The sequence below is a fragment of the Lentzea fradiae genome (assembly GCF_900100955.1).
Taxonomy (GTDB): Bacteria; Actinomycetota; Actinomycetes; order Mycobacteriales; family Pseudonocardiaceae; genus Lentzea; species Lentzea fradiae.
Window position 1 is genome coordinate 44,314 of sequence record NZ_FNCC01000022.1, and the last position, 16,592, is coordinate 60,905.

Here is a 16,592-nt window from a genome sequence, read left to right on the forward strand (position 1 = left end):
GTCCTCAACGGTAGGCCGGTGCGCCGAGGTCCAGCACGAGGTCCGCCTTCGCGGCCTCGTCGGGCCGGTGGGTGATGTGCAGCACGGTCCTGCCGTCGCGGCGCAGCCGGTCGAGCAGCTCGCGGGCGGTCGGCTCGTCGAGGTGCGCGGTGGGCTCGTCGAGCAGCACCACGTCGGCGTCGTGCAGCAACGCCCTGGCGAGCGCGAGCCGTTGCGCCTCGCCGCCGGAGACCTGGTCGGGCCGGATCACGGTGTCGAGCCGGTCGGTCCACTCCGGCAGGCACGCCTGGCGCAGCGCGTCCTTCAGCGCGTCGTCGTCGTGCGCGCCCGACATCCGCAGGTTCTCCCGCACGGTCGTGCTGACCAGCATCGGCTCCTGCGGGCACCAGGTGGCGCGGGGCAGCTCGACGATGCCGCGCTCGGGCGGCAGGAAGCCCAGGAGCAGCGCGAACAGCGTCGACTTGCCGCTGCCGGACGGTCCGACGACCGCGACGTGCGTGCCGGGTTCGACGTTGAGGTGCAGGTCGCGCAACGTCGGCTCGGTGGCGCCGGGCCAGCGGACGTCGACGTTCTCCAGCCGGATGCGCTTGCCGCGGGCGGGCTCGGGGCGTTCCGGTGCGTCGAACCGCAGGCGCGCGGTGGCCTCCCGCAACGCCCTGCGCTGCTGGGCGGCGAGCGGCAGCGCGGCCAGCGGCTCGGCGAGGGCGAGCGGGACCAGGCCGAGCACCGGGTTGCCGGTCGTGGCGCAGGCCAGGGCGGCGAACCCGGTGGCGAGCAGGACGACCGCCGTGGCGGCACCGGTGCCAAACGCTTGCCTGCGGGTCTGGGCCGCCAGGTCGACGTCGGCGGCGTGCAGGCGGTCCAGCACGCGGTGGTGGGCGTCGTGCGCGATCAGGTCCGGGGCGGCGGCGAGCGCGTTGATCGTGTCGCGGGCGACCTCGCGCCGGCCCCTGGCGAGCTTCGTGCTGGCCCTGCGTTCGGTCCAGACGGCGACGGCCGGGGCGACGAGGCCCGCCGCGAGCAGCAGTCCGCCCAGCACCACCGCGGCGGCCGGGTCGATGAACGCGAACAGGACCGTGGTCCCGATGCCCGCGCCGATCGCGACGACCGGCGGCACGAGGACCCGCGGCACGAGGTCGCGCACGGTGTCGGTGTCCTCGACGAGTCGTTGGAGGCCGTCGCGCCGTTGGGTGCGCACGAGCCGAAGCCACAGCTCGGCGCGCAGGTCCGTGGCGAGCTTGAACGCCTCGTGGTGCGTGACCAGGCGTTCGACGTACCGGAGGACGCCCTTGCTCAGCGCGAACGTCCGCACGCCCACGACCAGCACCGACAGCGTGAGGATCGGCGGCATCTCGGCGGCACGGGCGATCAGGTGCGCGGCCAGCGCGGTCAGCGCGATGCCTGCCAGCGCCGCCAGGATTCCCAGCCCGGCGCCCTTCCACGGGATCGGCAACCGCTGCGGCCGTTCCTCCGGAGTCTCCTCCGTGACGACCCTGGCGACGGTCTCGTCCTCGGTCGCCTCCTTGTCGCGGTGCGAGGCGAGGACGACCGCCGCGGTCTCACTGGCGCGCTTGATCGCTTTGTCGACTTTTCGACTTGTCACCGGGTCGAGGTGCGCGGTCGGCTCGTCGAGCAACAGCACCGTCGCGCCGTGCCGCACCCTCAACAGGGCGCGCGCGACCGCGACGCGTTGGCGTTCGCCGGTCGAGAGGTCCGTGATCCGCCGGTCGAGCAGGTGCTCCGCGGCGACCTCGCGGGCGACGTCCTCGACGTCCTCGGCGTCCGGGACGGTCAGCTCCAGCTCCGCACGCGGCGTGGCGGCGGCGAACGCGGGCTTCTGCGGCACGTATGCGATGTCGCCGACGACCTGGACGACGCCGTCCGTCGGCTCCACGAACCCGAGCAGCACCCCGAACGTGGTCGACTTCCCCGCCCCGCTCGCCCCTTCGAGCCGGTGAACCTCCCCCTGCCGCACGTCGAAGCTGACCCCGTCCGGCGCGAACCCACCCCGCCGCAAAACCCGCAAATCAGACACCAGCACGCGCCCGCCAATAGTACGCGGGGCCCCCGCGTACTTTCTGACCGCACGCGGGGGCCCCGCGTGCGGGTCAGTGGTGACGGCTTCGGCTACGCGGCGGACGGCTTCCAGGCCGTCCTCGCTGGCGTGGTGGGCGGCGCCCGCCGCGCGGAGGGGGAGGTAGCACTCCGGGGCGAGGATCAGCACGACCAGTGCGGTCATCAGGGTCATGTCGCCGTCGACCAGCCGGATGCCGATGCCGACGGCGATGAGCGCGACCGACAGGGAGGCCGCGATCTCCAGCACCAGAGCGCTCAGGAACGCGATCTTCAGCGTGCCCATCGTGGCCTTGCGGTGCTGCTCGCCGAGCTGCCGCACGGCATCGGCCTGCTGCTTCGCCCGGCCGAACACCGTGAGCACCGGAAGTGCCCGCAGGAGTTCGAGCAGCTGCGCCGAGAGCAGCTCGGTGACGTCGGCGGCCTTCTGCACGCGCTTCTCGGTGTACCAGCCGACCAGCGCGGCGAAGATCGGGATCAACGGCACGGTCACCGCGATCAGCACGGCCGACGGCCAGTCCGTGAACAGGATCCACGCCCCCACCAGCGGCGGCACGACCACGGCCGTGACCAGCGCGGGCAGGTAGCGGGTGAAGTACGCGTCGAGCGCGTCGAGGCCCTTGGTCGCGAGCACCGACAGCTCGGCCGTGCCGCGGCCCGCGATCCAGCCGGGGCCGCGTTCGAACGACTTGGCGAGCAGCTGGGTCCGCAGCTCCTCCTTGGCGCCCGCGGCGGCACGGGCGGCCACCGACTCGGTGGCCCACGACAGGCCCGCCCGCGCGAGGATCGCCACGGCCAGCAGCGGAAGACCCTCGCGGGTCGTGATCACCGACGCGAGCGCGACGGCCTGGGCGACGAGCGCCAGGGCGTTGAGGAACGCCAGGGCGCCCACCCCGACGAGGGCGCGCCTGGCGTTCCGGGAGAGCTGGGGCAGTGCGCCCAGCGGGCCTCGCTTCATCATCAGTGCGCTGCCGGGATGTGGTGCACGCCGATGCGCTTGCGGAACACCCAGTAGGTCCAGCCCTGGTAGACGAGCACCGCGGGCGTGCCGAACGCGGCGACCCACGTCATCACCTGCAACGTGTACGGGCTCGAAGCCGTGTTGGCGATCGTGAGCGACCACGCGTCGTTCAGCGTCGACGGCAGGACGTACGGGTAGAGCGAGCCGAACAGGATCACGACGCTCGCCGCGATCGCGAGCCCCATCAGCGCGAACGACTGGCCGTCGCGGTCCGCCGCCAGCCGCCACATCGCCGCGACGAGGACGACGACCACGAGACCGGCCCAGAGCCCGGCGACGATGGCGAGCAGGGCGACGAGCGGCAGCAACGCCACCGGCGCCGCCATGAGCGCCACCCGGCGGGCCCGCTCGCGGATCTCGCCCTCGGTCTTCAGCGCGGTGAACACGGCTCCGTGCACCAGCGCGTAGCCGGCGAACGCGAGCGCGCCGATGATCGTGTCCAGCCGGAAGGCCGCGAAGACCGAGCCCACGCGGTCGCCGTTCGCGTCGATCGGCAGGCCGAGCACCGTCGTCGAGATCAGCAGGCCGACGCAGAGCGTGGCGACCCACGAGCCGGCGACGATGGTCACGTCCCACGCCTTGCGCCAGCGGGGGTTGTCGACCTTGCCGCGGTAGTCGAACGCGACGCCGCGGCCGATCAACGCGACCAGGAACAGGGTCAGCGGCAGGTACGCGGCGCTCAGCAGCGCCGCGTACCAGCCGGGGAAGGCCGCGAACGTGGCACCGATCGCGACGATGAGCCACACCTCGTTGCCGTCCCAGACCGGCCCGATGGTGTTGATCATGACCCGGCGTTCGGCGTTGCTGCGGCCGAGCACCGGCAGCAGCATCCCGACACCGAAGTCGAACCCTTCGAGGAACAGGTAGCCGAGCCACAGCACGGCGATGAGCACGAACCAGAGCGTTTCCACGTCGTCCCTCTCCCCTAGTACGCGAACGCCAGGGCGCCGTCGTCGGACTTCTGGGGCAGCACGCCGGGGATACCGCCTCTGACGTACTTGCGGATCAGGTAGAACTCCACGACCGCCAGCACGCTGTAGACCGCGGTGAGCGCGATGAGCGAGGTCAGGACCTCACCGGCGGTGCTGTTCGACACCGCCTGCGCGGTGAACATCCAGACACCGTCCACACCGGACGGGTTGGGCACCACAACGAACGGCTGCCTGCCCATCTCGGTGAAGATCCAGCCGAAGCTGTTGGCCAGGAACGGGGTCGCGATGCCGGCGAGGCCGAGAGCCGGGAACCACCAGCCGGTGGGCGTCCGGTTCTTCCGCGTCAGCCAGAGCATGAAGACGCCCAGACCGGCCGAGACGGCACCGAACCCGATCATGAACCGGAAACCCCAGTAGGTCACCGGCAGCGAGGGCACGTAGTCGATCGGCTGACCGCTGAGCTCACCCAGCCGTTCGTCGACGGGGTAGAACTCACCGTAGCGCTCCTGGTACAGCGGGACCAGCTCCTCGATGCCCTTGACCTCCGTGTCGAAGTCGTTGTGCGCCAAGAAGCTCAGCAACGCGGGCACCGTGATGCTCTTGACGTTCTCGCAGTCGGGCCTGCGCACGTCGCCGACGGCGAACACGCTGAAGCTCGCGGGCTGCTCGGTGTGGCACAGGGCTTCCGCGGCGGCCATCTTCATCGGCTGCTGCTCGAACATGAGCTTGCCCTGGAGGTCACCGCTGATGCTCAGCGCGGCGAACGCGACGACACCGACCCACGTGCCGAGCTTGAGCGAGCCGCGCCAGACCCGCTCCTCCTCCGACTTGCGGTGCAGGTGCCAGGCGGCGATGCCCACGAGGAAGGCGGCGGCGACCGCGAACGCGCCCGCGATGGTGTGCGGGAACGCGGCGAGCACCGTGTTGTTGGTCAGCACGGCCCAGATCGAGGTGAGCCGGGGGCGGCCCTCGTCCATCACGATGCCGACCGGGTGCTGCATCCACGAGTTGGCGGCGAGGATGAAGTACGCGCTCGCCATCGTGGCGAGGCTGAACGCCCAGGCGCAGGCGAGGTGGACCTTCTTCGGCAGCTTGTCCCAGCCGAAGATCCACAGGCCGAGGAACGTCGACTCGACGAAGAAGGCGACGATGCCCTCCATCGCGAGCGGCGCGCCGAACACGTCACCGACGAACCGCGAGTAGGCGCTCCAGGCCATGCCGAACTGGAACTCCTGCACGATGCCCGTCACGACGCCCATCGCGAAGTTGATCAGGAGGAGCTTCCCCCAGAACTTCGTCATCTTGTAGTAGCGCTCGTCACCCGTGCGCACCCACGCGGTCTGCATCCCCGCGACCAGCAGGGACAGGCCGATAGTCAACGGCACCATCAGAAAGTGGTAGACGGTGGTGATGCCGAACTGCCACCGCGCGAGTTCGAGTACTTCCACGTCACCGAGCCTAAGAACGGAACACGGCCGCTATCAGGTACGACGGTCCTGTTCCCGGTCGGGACCAAGGTCCCGTGCGCAGCGTCACGCCGGTCCCGTGGCACCGGTCCGATAGGATGGACGTGCCAGAGGGGAGTAGTTCCCACCGGAGCTGTCAGCCGGTGGCGTGGTGGTCGACATACTGACCCGCCTTCGAGCGGATCCGGCGCCACACCCGTCTTGTACGGGCGAACGAGACCTCCGGCCGGGTTGTGCAACATGCCCGGTCGGGGTCTGTTGCGCCTCCGTCCGGGAACGTATCGGACGTGGAGGACCTCGTGGCCACTTCATTGCTCGCGTTCATCACCGCCTTCGCGGTGGTGTTCCTCGTCGAGCTCCCCGACAAGACGATGGTCGCCACCTTGGTGCTGACCACGCGCTACCGCGCGTGGCCGGTGTTCACGGGTGTCGTCGCGGCCTTCGCCGCGCAGAGCGTGATCGCCGCCGCGTTCGGCTCGGTCATCACCCTGCTGCCGGACCGAGTGGTCGCCATCGTCGTCGCGCTGTTGTTCGGCATCGGCGCGTTCCTGCTGCTCAAGGAGGGGTTCTCGAAGGAGGAGGACACCGACGCCGAGGTCGGCGAACGCGCGGTGGTGCCGTTCTGGCGTGCGGCGCTGACGTCGTTCGGCGTGCTGTTCGCGGCCGAGTGGGGTGACGCCTCGCAGCTCGCGACGGCCGGCATCACCGCCCGCTACGGGACGCCGATCGCGGTCGGGCTCGGGGCGTGGCTGGCGCTGGTCGCCGTGGCCGGGATCGCGGTCCTGGTGGGGCGCAAGCTCGCCGGGCGGCTGCCGACGCACTGGATCCAGCGGGTGGCCGGCGTGGTCTTCGCCGTGTTCGCCGTCGTCGCGGTGACCCGGATCTTCTGACCGCTACCAGACCGGCCGGAGCCCCGGCTGGTCGTCGCCGTGGACGTGCCGGAGGTACGCGGTGAGGCCCTGCTTGACCGTGTCGAGCGTGGCGGCCCCGATCGCCTCGGCCATCTCGCCCTCCAGGTCGGCCCACAGGTTGTCGGCGAGCTTGAGGTAGTCGCGGCCCTTGGTCGTGAGCGCGACGTACTGGGCCCGCCGGTCCGTCGGGTGGGGCTCGCGCAGGACGTAGCCCCACTCGTCGAGCTCGGCGACGATCTTCGCCGCCGCCTGCTTGGTGACGCCGAGGTGCGCGCCGATGTCGACGGTGGTGGCGCGGCGCTCCTTGAGGAACCGGAAGACGTAGCCGTGGGCGGGGCGCAGCGGTTCGAGGCCGATCTGCCTCAGCCGGTCGTGGAACTGGTCGCCGAGGGCGCGGTAGGTCATCGCCAGCAGGGCGGGCACCGGGTCCACGTGCGCCTCCAGGGTAGACAACCAGGTTGACCACATCCTAAGGTTGGTCAACCCAGTTGACTACTTTGGAGGTAGGCGTGCTCATCACGGGGGATTCCGCCGTCACGCACTCGTTCGGCGGGTTCGAGTTCAGGTCGCTGGCCGTGCCGTCGCGCGGCAGCGCGGAGATCGCGCTGTGGACGGTCGACGTGCCGGAGGGAGGCGACGGAGCGCCTCACGTCGTCACGAAGGAAGAGGTGTTCTACGTGCTGTCCGGGACCGTGACGATCCAGGGGCACACCGCGTCGGCCGGTGACGCGGTCGTCGTCGCGCCCGGCACCGAGCTGTCGCTGACCGGAGGACCCGCGCGGGTCCTGGTCGCGACGTCGGTCGGCATCCGGGCCGTGATCGCCGACGGCACGACGATCACGCCGCCCTGGTCGCTCTAGTCAGTTCGCCGGGGACTCCTCCGGCGGCTCCGCCCTGGTGTCCGGGACCTCTTCGCGCAGGTCGTGGGCGATCTTCTTAGCCTCGTCGATCAACTGCCGCGTCTCGTCGAGGCGGCCCTCGTCCGGCGCGGTGAGCTGGTGTTCTTCCGGTGCGGTCACGACAGGAGGATCGCCGGATCGACCGGAGGCCAAACTCAGGCCAGCAGGCTCCGCACGTGGGCCGCGAGCCGTTCCGCGACGGCCAGGTCCCACTCGTCGTCCGCTTCGGGCTGCGGGGTCCGGCCGGCCACGACGCGTTCGCCGAGCAGGCGCCGCTCGGCGGGCGTGAAGTCGGTGACGGCCCTGCGCAGCAACGGCAGCGCGTCGTCGAACGCGTCGCCGCGCAGACCCGTGAGCCATTCGTCGATCAGGCCGAACAGCCGCGGGTCGGCCGCCAGCAGCGTGGCCGAGCCGCGCAGGAAGCCCGCCACGAACGCCGTCGCCACCGAGCGGTGCAGCCGCGCGGCCACGTCGTCGCTGGTCAGCTCCCCCGCCTCCCACAGCAGGCGGGTCGCGCGGCCGGTCGGCAGGCCGTGCGCCTCCGCCTTCACCAGCGCGTGCAGGGCACGCCACCACGTCTTCTGGTGGTCGTCGTCGGCGGCCAGCCGGGTGGCCTCGTGGGCGCCGTCGAGCGTGGCGAGCGCGCTCTCCGCCGTCTCGTCGTCGATGTTCCGGCACGCCAGCGGCAGGCCGACCGCACCACGCGTGAGCAGGCCGTGCAGGGCGACGCGGAGCAGTTCCGGGTCGGTGCCGCGGACCGAGCCGTAGCGGACGGTGCGGGCCAGGTCCGGGAGGGCGCCGAGGAGCTCGAGGGCGTCGGTGGCCAGCGCGGCGCAGCGGTCGAGCGCGTCGCGGGCGGCCGTGACTGCCTTGGGCAGCTCGCACCCGACCGACCTCGTCAGGATCGCGGCCGCGTCCGCCACCCTCGTGGCGTCCTTCGCGGCCTGGACCAGGACGTTCTCCGCCGCCGTGTGGACCGTCGTGCCGTGCCGAGCGGCCACCGCCACCGACACCGCGAAGACCGGGTCCCAGCGCAGCTGCCAGACCTCGGCGAACGTGCCCAGCGACGTCGACCTGTCCTGCTTGCCCCACGGCACGCCGAGAACGCCCAGCCGCTGCAACAGCTTCGAGCGTTCGCGGTCGGTGTCCTTGCGCAGGTCGAGCTTGAGCTGCTTGGGCGCCGGGTCCGCGGGCAGACGCAGCCTGCGTTGCAGGCGTTGGAGATCCGCCGCCAGCGGCGAACGCGGAACCGCCTCGCCGACCTCGCCGAGGCGTTCGCCGACGACGAGCTTGCGGTGCACCAGCCGGAGGTGGATCTCCTCGCCGCCGCACAACACGGCCAGCGCCGCCTCGTTGACCTCGCTCAGCCCCGCGCTCGGCCGTTCCCGCAACGCCGCCAGCGTCTCCGCGAGCCGCACCGCCTCCACGGCGCTCGCCGTCGACGCGGGCAGGTCCTCCTCCCGCAGCACGGCGGCGGCCTTCGCGAACCAGCGCGGCACCACGTCCTCCTGGTGCTGCCACAGGTGCGCGTACCAGCCCGGCGAGTCGACACCCGCGCCGTAACCGGAGGCCGCGGCGAGCTGGCCGTGGCTCCACGGCACCCACGTGCCGGAGATCTTGCGGCGCCGCAAGCCCTTCAGCAGCGCCGTGTCCGAGGCGACCGTCGGTTTCGTCAGCAGCGCCGGCACGTGCCACGCGCCGCACACGACGACGATCGGGCCGTCGGTCTCCTTGCGCGCCTTGCGGATCGTCTGCCGCATGAACGCCTCACGGCGCAGCGTGCGTTCACCGACCTCGTCCTCGAACTCCGCGCGCACGGCCACCATCGCCTCGGCGATGGCGTTCGCGAGGTCGAGCGGGTCGGACGCGCTGTGCTCGACGACGTCCTCCCACCAGCGTTCCGGGTCGTCGAACCCGGCCGCCTCGGCGAGCAGGCCGATCGGGTCGACCACGCCGCTCGGGCCGTCGTCACCGATCGAGGCCGCCGCCGGGAGGTCGAAGAACCGCGCGGGAACGCCGTTGTCCGCCGCGTACCGCAACGCCCGCCACTCCGGCGAGAACTCCGCGAACGGCCAGAACGCGGCGTTCTCCGGGTCGGTCTCGTCGTGCAGCAGGATCGCGACCGGCGGGGTGAGGGCGTGGACGTGCTCCAGCAGCCCGTCCGCCTCGGGCGGCCCCTCGATCAGGATCAGCGCGGGCTCGGTCTTCGCCAGCGCCCGCTCCACCATGCGGGCGGAGCCGGGACCGTGGTGGCGGATGCCGAGCAGGACGGGTTCAGTCACCGCTCACGTCCAGGCAGGCCCGGTAGAGGTCGCGCCACTCGGCGCGCTCCTTCAGCACCGTCTCCAGGTACTCCTGCCACACCGTCGTGTCCGACACCCGGTCCTTCACCACCGACCCGATGAGCCCGCTCGCCAGCTCGTCCGCGCCCAGCGTGCCGTCGCCGAAGTGCCCGGCGAGCGCCATGCCGTTCGCGATGACCGAGATGGCCTCCGCCGTGGACAGGCTGCCGCTCGGCTTCTTCAGCTGCGTGCGACCGTCCACTGTGGAACCGTTGCGCAGCTCGCGGAAGATCCGCACGACGCGGCGCACCTCGTCGAGCGCGGGCGGTTCGGCGGGCAGCCGCAACGCCCGGCCGAGCTGCTGCGCGCGCGTCACGACGATCTCGACCTCGGCGTCCTCGGTCGCGGGCGGCGGCAGCACCACGGTGTTGAAGCGCCGCGCGAGCGCCGACGACATCTGGTTGACGCCCCGGTCGCGGTCGTTGGCCGTCGCGATGACCGTGAAGCCCGGCACGGCCTGCACCTGCGAGCTCAGCTCCGGCACCGGCAGCGACTTCTCGCTCAGGATCGTGATGAACGAGTCCTGCACCTCCGACGGCATCCGGGTCAGCTCCTCGACCCGCACCACGGCCCCGTTCCGCATGCCCTTCATGACCGGGCTCGGCACCAGCGCGTTCTCGCTCGGCCCCTCGGCGATCAGGCGGGCGTAGTTCCAGCCGTAGCGGACCTGGTCCTCGCTCGTGCCCGCGGTGCCCTGCACCACCAGCGTCGAGTCGCCGCTGATCGCCGCCGCGAGGTGCTCGGACAGCCACGACTTGGCGGTGCCCGGCACACCCACGAGCAGCAACGCCCTGTCCGTCACCAGCGTGCCCACCGCGACCTCGACCAGCCGGCGCGACCCCACGTACTTCGGCGTGACCACCGTGCCGTCGGGCAGCGTGCCGCCCAGCACGTACGTCACGACGGCCCGCGGCGACAGGCGCCAGTTCGGCGGCCGCTCCCGGTCGTCGTGCGCCGCGACGGCCTCGAGCTCGGCGGCGTACTGCTGTTCGGCCGTCGGCCTGAGCACGGCGGTCACGGGACCTCCTGGGTCTGCGGTGCGGTCTGCGGTTCGGTGGACGGTTCGGCAGGTGGTTCGGTCTGGGGTGCGAACGACTCGCGCAGGCGGATGCGGAGGCCGAGGACCTCCAGCTCCAGGGAGCTCTCCGGCCAGCGCCGGGTCAGAGCCTCCCAGCTGGCGCCGAGCAGGTCGGCGTCGCCCCGCGCCAGCAGCACGTTGGGCGGCCGCCCCGACCGCCAGCGCGGGTCGGGCAGCGCGGCGTACCGGTGCATCAACGCGCGGGTGGTCTCCGGCGACCAGGGCGCGGGCAGCTGCGAGCAGGCGTGGTCGAGCAGGTCGTAGTGCCAGTTCACGGACACGGCCACGACCGCGGCCTCCGCGACCGGCGACGGCAGCCCGGCCAGCATCTCCAGCTGCTCCATGCCGGTCAGCGTCTCGGCCGCCGCCATCGCCCACGGCCGCGGGTCGCGCGCCGCGGCGAGCTGGTGCGCGACGCCCCTGAGCAGCGCACCGGCCCACGGCCCTCGCCGCAGGACCCCGGCGGCCCCGGCGTCGTCTGCCTTGAGCGTCGACGTCCAGTACGACGTCGGCACGCTCGCCGCCGCGGCCCTGATCCGACCGGCCACCCCGTTCTCGGACCCGTCGCGCATGAGATCGCGCTGCTCGGCCGCGTCCGGCGGCCGGGTGTAGAGGTCGTCCGGCCGCACGTCGAGCCCGTCCGAGGTGAGCCGCAGGCCGTGCCGCAGCCGGTGGGCGGCACGAGCGGCCAGCCGCGTGCGCCCCAGCGTGCGCAGCAGCCGCAACGCCTCGTCGTGCACGGCCGCCGCCCTGTCGTCCAGCGCCGCTTCGAGCAGCTTCTCGTCCCGCGCCCCCAGCCCGGTTTCGAGCGCGCTGACCAGCACCTGCCGATCCGCCGACCGGCGGGACGCCGCGAACTCGCGCGCGATGAACTCCCCCACCCGGTCCGGATCGGTCTTCCGCTTGCGCCGCAACGCCCGTACCCGCTGGGCGCTCGGCAGGTCGAGGACCTCCTCCAGCGGCACCTCGTCGACCAGCGGCGCCGCGCCACTCGCCCACGACCAGCCCGGCCGGGTGCCCGCGAGCCAGCGCCCCCTGGCCCCCAGCACCTCCACCACGGCGGCGCGCAGCCCGGGACGGGCCGTGCCGAGGGACAGCAGGGCGGGCAGCATCCGGTGCTCGGCCACGACGCCGCCCGCCTTGGCGAGGGCGCACCACTCGGTCAGCAGGACCTCGTCGTCGAGGCTCATGATCGCGTCGAGGACGGCTCTGGCGGCCGGGCGCGGGAAGTTCGCGGTCTCCGGCGGCGCCGGCGGCAGCGGGTCGGCCTCGACCCGCGGCGGCAGCGTGGCACCGAACGCCGCCACGCCGAGCGCGGCGCAGTCGTCGAGGAGCTTCGCCGGGTCGCCGCCGCCCCTGGTGGTGCCGATGAGGAGGGTCTGGACGGCCTGGGACCAGTCGGCCTTCACCCCACCACCTCCAGCCGCCCGTCCACCACGACCGCCCCGAGCCGGAGCGCGTGGCCGTCCCACAGCCCCCACGCGTCGAACGGCACCCCGCCGGTCAACGCCAAGGCCATGTCGAGCCCTCCATCGTCGCGGACCGGCAATCCGTGACCTGTCCCGTCCACCAGCGACCCGGCGCACAGCCGCACGGAGGCGCAGCCGAGCGGGAAGAGGCGCTGCCAGGGGTCGGCGACCAGCCGCGGCTCCAGGGCGGCCAGGGCGGTGCGCCACGACTCGGGCGCGGGCACCGGGGCGGGGTCGTGCGAGCCCTCCAGCTCGCCCAGGGCGACGCGGTCGGAGTCCGGGTAGGGGTGGACCACGGCCGTGGACTCCAGGCCGTGCGGCAGCAGCGGCACGGGGGCGCCCACGGCGGAGTGGCGGATCGCGACGACCCACCGGCCCGTCCGGCGGCCCCGGCACCACTGGCGGACGGTGCGGACGCGGCCGTCGTCGGTCTCCAGGCGCAGCAGGGCCACCCAGCTGTCGGAGACGCCGGGTGCGGCCTTGACAGTCTCCTCGGGGACGGTGACGCCGAGGCGCGAGCGCGGCTGCACGGCGCACAGCAGGTGCAGGCCGCCGAGGCGGTCGGCCACGTCGGAGGTCCAGCGGGGGCCCGCGCGGGCCACGATCTCCTGGATCTCGCCCACGGCGGCGGCCACGCCGGGGACCTGGGCGTCGATCATGCGCGCGGTGAACGCCTGCCACCACGACGCGGGGCGGCCCGGCAGGGACGCGATGCCCGCGGACGCCACGTCGAGCAGCCAGTCGCGCAGGCCGTCGATGCCGGACGACATCGCCAGCGCGCGGTTCGCCGCCGTCTTCTCGCGCGAGCGCTGCCGCCGCGCCACGGCCTCCGGCGAGGAGTCGAGCTCGCGGGCCGCTCTCCTGGTCGTCCACTCCTGCACCCACTCGGGCGGGGTGGCGTCCGGGAGGTCGAGCTCCTGCAGGCTCACGGCGTGCTTGCAGGGGAACTTGCGGGACGGGCACGTGCACTTGGCCGACCCGGCGGCCAGGTCGACGCACACGCGGTACGGCGTGGAGCCCGAGCCCGAGTAGAGGCCCCACAGCACCGGCAGGGCCTTGCCCAGGCCCTGCCAGCGCGTCGGTACGGCTCGTGTCCTCACCCGATCAAAGTAGCGAGGACCCCCGACAGGAAATCAGGCCGGACCGCGCCGGGCCCACGTCCACGCGTACGCCGGGTCCTCGCTCGCCTCCGCCGCCTCGCCCAGCTCCAGCGGGCGGAAGGTGTCGACCATGACCGCGGTCTCGTCGAAGTAGTCGACCCCGAGGGACGCCTCGACGGCTCCCGGCTGCGGTCCGTGCGTGCAGCCGGACGGGTGCAGCGACATCGAGCCGATGCCGATGCCGGAGCCCTTGCGCGCCTCGTAGTTGCCGCCGACGTAGAACATCAGCTCGTCCGAGTCGACGTTCGCGTGGTTGTACGGCACCGGCACGGCCAGCGGGTGGTAGTCGACCTTGCGGGGGCAGAACGAGCACACGACGAAGTTCGGGCCCTCGAACGTCTGGTGCACGGGCGGCGGCTGGTGCACGCGGCCGGTGATCGGCTCGAAGTCGCGGATGTTGAACGCCCACGGGTACAGGTGGCCGTCCCAGCCGACGACGTCGAACGGGTGGTTGGCGTAGGTGAACTTCGTGAGGCCCGCGCGGTGCCGCACGATCACGTCCACGTCGGTGCCCTCGACGAGCAGCGGCTCGGAGGGCCCGCGGATGTCCCGCTCGCAGTACGGCGAGTGCTCCAGGAACTGGCCGGCCTTCGACAGGTAGCGCTTGGGCGGCCCGATGTGCCCGGTCGCCTCCAGCACCAGCACGGACATCGGCTCGGCCGGCACGACCCGGTAGGTGCACGAGGTCGGGATCACGACGTAGTCGCCGTCGCCGACCTCCAGGGCGCCGTAGATCGTCTCGACGACGCCGGAGCCCTTCTGCACGTACAGCAGCTCGTCGCCGAAGGCGTTGCGGTACAACGGCGAAGGCGCGTTGGCCACGACGAACGCGATGGTCACGTCCGGGTTGCCGAACAGCTTGCGGCGCCCGGTGACGGCGTCGACCTCGTCGGAGGCCCAGGTCAGGTCGGTGGTCTTGAAGTGCCGCGGCTTGAGCGGGAGGTTCGGCGCGACGGTCCCGCGCTCGTCCTTCAGCGTCTCCGCGTTGACGATCGCGGTGGGCAGGTGGCGGTGGTACAGCAGCGCCGAGTCCGCCGAGAAGCCCTCGACCCCCATGAGCTCTTCCGCGTAGAGCCCACCGTCCGGTTTGCGGAACTGGGTGTGGCGCTTTCGGGGGATCTCCCCGACCTGGCGGTAGTAGGCCATGACCTCTCCGAGGGCGTTCGATTATCGGACATCTTTGTTCAGTTGACGTGACACGGCTAGCGTGTCAGCCGTGTCAAGCGCTGTCGAACTCCGTGCGCCCGGTCCGCGCGGTACTCCGCCCCTGCTCGCGAGGCTTGTGGACGATGCCGCGCTGTTCCCTCCGGGGAACGCGTCGATGCCCGACGCGGTGCGCGGTCACCTCGACGGACGAGTCGGCGAGTGGTCCGGGGTCATGGGACTGTTCCTGTGCCCCGCCTCGCGGCTCGCCGAACTGATCACCGAGCTCATCAAGGTCAAGCCCCCGAAACCGATCGCGCTCTCGCTGGTGATCGACACGGGCCTCGGCGGCGTGCCGAAGGCCGTGTCCATCGTCGAGAGCCGCAGCGAACTGCTGGCACTGCGCATGGTCGAGATGCCCGCACCGTCCGATGTGGACGAGGTGTGGCTCGAACGCGTGTCGGAGTTCGTCCCCGAGGACGTCATCCGCGTCGTCGAACCCCGCCGCGGCGGTGCCGAGTGGCTCGACGGCGTCCGCCGGGTCATCGAGCACGGCAGCTGGCCCAAGCTGCGCTGCGGAGGGGTCTCCCAGGAGAACTTCCCGAGCGTCGAGGAGGTCGCCGACTTCCTGTCCGTCGTCAGCGGTGGCGGTGTCGCGTTCAAGGCGACGGCCGGCCTGCACAAGGCCGTCCGCCACACCGACGAGCAGGGCTTCACCCACCACGGCTTCCTGAACCTCCTCGTGGCGACCGCCCGCAGTCTGAGCGGCCGCGACGTGCGGGAGGCGCTCGCGAGCACCGACGCCCAGGCTCTCACCGCCGAGGCCAAGGCGCTCAGCGACCAGGCCGCGCACGCCGTGCGCGGGGTGTTCGCGAGCTACGGCTCGTGCTCGCTCGCCGAACCGATCGCCGACCTCGAGGAGCTTGGACTGCTGTGAGCTGGATCAGCGACCCGAACTTCACCGAGGACCAGCCGTTCGGACCGCAGACCCTGCCCTACGGCGTCGTGGACGGCGGTGTGGCCGTCCGCGTCGGCGACCAGGCCCTGCTGCTGCGGAGCCTGGCGCTGGGCAAGTGCAGCGAGTTCGTCCAGGGCGACTCGCTCGACCCGCTGCTGCGGGCGGGACGGCCCGTCTGGAGCGTGCTGCGGGCCAAGCTGCGCGAGATCGTGTCGGCCCAGTCCGCGCCGAAGGGCGCCGAGCTGGTCGGCATCGAGACGGCGAAGCTGCCGTTCACCGTGGGCGACTACGTGGACTTCTACTCCAGCAGGCACCACGCGGAGAACGTCGGCCGGATGTTCCGCCCCGACGGCGACCCGCTCACGCCGAACTGGACGCACCTGCCGATCGGCTACCACGGCCGCGCCGGCACGGTGTACGTCTCCGGCACGGACATCAGGCGGCCGAACGGCCAGAAGCGCGGCAGCGAAGGCCCCAAGTTCGGTCCCTCCGAACGGCTCGACATCGAGGCCGAGGTCGGCTTCGTCTGCGGCGGGCCGGAGGCCGCGAACGTGTCCACGAGCAGGGCGGCCGAGCACGTGTTCGGCGTCGCGCTGGTCAACGACTGGTCGGCGCGCGACATCCAGGCGTGGGAGTACCAGCCGCTCGGCCCGTTCCTCGCCAAGTCGTTCGCCACGTCGATCAGCGCCTGGGTCACGCCGCTGGAGGCGTTCGCCGTCGCCCGCGTGCCGACCCCGCCGCTGCCGAACAAGCTGCACGACTACCTGACGTGCGACCAGCCGTGGGGCCTCGACATCACGATCACGGTGGAGCTGAACGGCACGATCGTCGCGCGGCCCCCGTTCCGGGAGATGTCGTGGTCTTTTGTGCAACAGCTCGCCCACATGACGGTGAACGGCGCTACGGTGCGCCCGGGTGATCTGTTCGCCTCCGGCACGGTCTCCGGACCGGAGAAGGACGAGCGCGGCTCGTTCCTCGAGCTGAGCTGGGGCGGCAAGGAACCATTCGAGCTCGACGACGGCTCCACGCGGTCCTTCCTGGAGGACGGTGACACGGTCAGGCTGACCGCCACCGCTCCCGGCGAGGGCGGTTCCGTGGTCGGTCTCGCCGAGGTGGTGGGCACAGTTCGGAGTGCGTGAT

At 72.1% G+C, this 16,592-nt stretch carries 14 protein-coding genes; 4 read left to right on the forward strand and 10 right to left on the reverse strand.

All coding sequences use genetic code 11. The features are described 5' to 3' along the window. Window positions 1-4 precede the first annotated feature (4 nt). The 3 genes from cydD to BLT23_RS37025 are packed head-to-tail and all read right to left on the reverse strand — an operon-like array spanning window position 5 to window position 5,474. A complete protein-coding gene (gene cydD, locus BLT23_RS37015) occupies window positions 5-3,034 on the reverse strand; it encodes a thiol reductant ABC exporter subunit CydD (RefSeq protein WP_090059481.1) in 3,030 nt (1,009 codons plus the stop codon). Beyond that, on the reverse strand, window positions 3,034-4,005 hold the full coding sequence (cydB, locus tag BLT23_RS37020; RefSeq protein ID WP_090059484.1) for a cytochrome d ubiquinol oxidase subunit II: 972 nt from the start codon (window positions 4,003-4,005) through the stop codon (window positions 3,034-3,036). The genes cydD and cydB overlap by 1 nt, the downstream gene beginning before the upstream one ends. Window positions 4,006-4,019: 14 nt before the next feature. Continuing rightward, window positions 4,020-5,474: a cytochrome ubiquinol oxidase subunit I gene (locus BLT23_RS37025; protein WP_090059487.1), complete on the reverse strand. Its 1,455-nt coding sequence runs from the start codon at window positions 5,472-5,474 to the stop codon at window positions 4,020-4,022. A 329-nt stretch (window positions 5,475-5,803) separates the two neighbouring features. On the opposite strand from BLT23_RS37025, the gene BLT23_RS37030 reads away from it, so the two are divergent. Then, a complete protein-coding gene (locus BLT23_RS37030; RefSeq protein WP_090059593.1) occupies window positions 5,804-6,382 on the forward strand; it encodes a TMEM165/GDT1 family protein in 579 nt (192 codons plus the stop codon). Window positions 6,383-6,385: 3 nt separating this feature from the next. Here BLT23_RS37030 and BLT23_RS37035 read toward each other — a convergent pair whose 3' ends face one another. Then, window positions 6,386-6,856, reverse strand: coding sequence for a MarR family winged helix-turn-helix transcriptional regulator (locus BLT23_RS37035; protein WP_245744560.1), 471 nt, complete (start codon window positions 6,854-6,856; stop codon window positions 6,386-6,388). Window positions 6,857-6,912: 56 nt separating this feature from the next. On the opposite strand from BLT23_RS37035, the gene BLT23_RS37040 reads away from it, so the two are divergent. Then, window positions 6,913-7,263 (forward strand): cupin domain-containing protein, encoded by a 351-nt coding sequence (locus BLT23_RS37040; RefSeq protein ID WP_090059493.1) that lies wholly within the window; start codon window positions 6,913-6,915, stop codon window positions 7,261-7,263. Here BLT23_RS37040 and BLT23_RS41155 read toward each other — a convergent pair whose 3' ends face one another. The 6 genes from BLT23_RS41155 to BLT23_RS37065 are packed head-to-tail and all read right to left on the reverse strand — an operon-like array spanning window position 7,264 to window position 14,497. After that, on the reverse strand, window positions 7,264-7,422 hold the full coding sequence (locus BLT23_RS41155) for a hypothetical protein (protein WP_176947103.1): 159 nt from the start codon (window positions 7,420-7,422) through the stop codon (window positions 7,264-7,266). It abuts the gene before it with no gap. Between the two features lie 35 nt (window positions 7,423-7,457). Continuing rightward, complete coding sequence (locus BLT23_RS37045; RefSeq protein ID WP_090059496.1) at window positions 7,458-9,584, reverse strand: DUF5682 family protein; 2,127 nt, start codon at window positions 9,582-9,584, stop codon at window positions 7,458-7,460. Then, window positions 9,577-10,662 (reverse strand): ATP-binding protein, encoded by a 1,086-nt coding sequence (locus tag BLT23_RS37050; protein ID WP_090059498.1) that lies wholly within the window; start codon window positions 10,660-10,662, stop codon window positions 9,577-9,579. The genes BLT23_RS37045 and BLT23_RS37050 overlap by 8 nt, the downstream gene beginning before the upstream one ends. Beyond that, on the reverse strand, window positions 10,659-12,131 hold the full coding sequence (locus BLT23_RS37055; protein WP_090059501.1) for a DUF5691 domain-containing protein: 1,473 nt from the start codon (window positions 12,129-12,131) through the stop codon (window positions 10,659-10,661). Before BLT23_RS37055 ends, BLT23_RS37050 begins: the two co-directional genes overlap by 4 nt. After that, window positions 12,128-13,291 (reverse strand): SWIM zinc finger family protein, encoded by a 1,164-nt coding sequence (locus BLT23_RS37060; protein WP_090059503.1) that lies wholly within the window; start codon window positions 13,289-13,291, stop codon window positions 12,128-12,130. Before BLT23_RS37060 ends, BLT23_RS37055 begins: the two co-directional genes overlap by 4 nt. Window positions 13,292-13,324: 33 nt before the next feature. After that, a complete protein-coding gene (locus BLT23_RS37065; RefSeq protein WP_090059506.1) occupies window positions 13,325-14,497 on the reverse strand; it encodes a homogentisate 1,2-dioxygenase in 1,173 nt (390 codons plus the stop codon). A 175-nt stretch (window positions 14,498-14,672) separates the two neighbouring features. Between BLT23_RS37065 and BLT23_RS37070 the strand changes: the two genes are divergently transcribed. Then, window positions 14,673-15,431, forward strand: a complete 759-nt coding sequence (locus tag BLT23_RS37070) for a hypothetical protein (protein ID WP_218133992.1) — start codon at window positions 14,673-14,675, stop codon at window positions 15,429-15,431. Next, window positions 15,428-16,591 carry a fumarylacetoacetase gene (gene fahA / locus BLT23_RS37075; protein ID WP_090059511.1) on the forward strand — a complete coding sequence of 388 codons (1,164 nt, stop codon included), beginning with the start codon at window positions 15,428-15,430 and terminating at the stop codon, window positions 16,589-16,591. The genes BLT23_RS37070 and fahA overlap by 4 nt, the downstream gene beginning before the upstream one ends. The last annotated feature ends 1 nt before the right edge of the window (window position 16,592 follow it).

What these genes read in the sequence shown, in the direction of transcription:
- BLT23_RS37070 (WP_218133992.1), top strand. Translation starts at nt 14,673, where the DNA reads ATGCCCGACGCGGTGCGCGGTCACCTCGACGGACGAGTCGGCGAGTGG.
- BLT23_RS37065 (WP_090059506.1), bottom strand. Translation starts at nt 14,497, where the DNA reads ATGGCCTACTACCGCCAGGTCGGGGAGATCCCCCGAAAGCGCCACACC.
- cydD (WP_090059481.1), bottom strand. Translation starts at nt 3,034, where the DNA reads ATGATGAAGCGAGGCCCGCTGGGCGCACTGCCCCAGCTCTCCCGGAAC.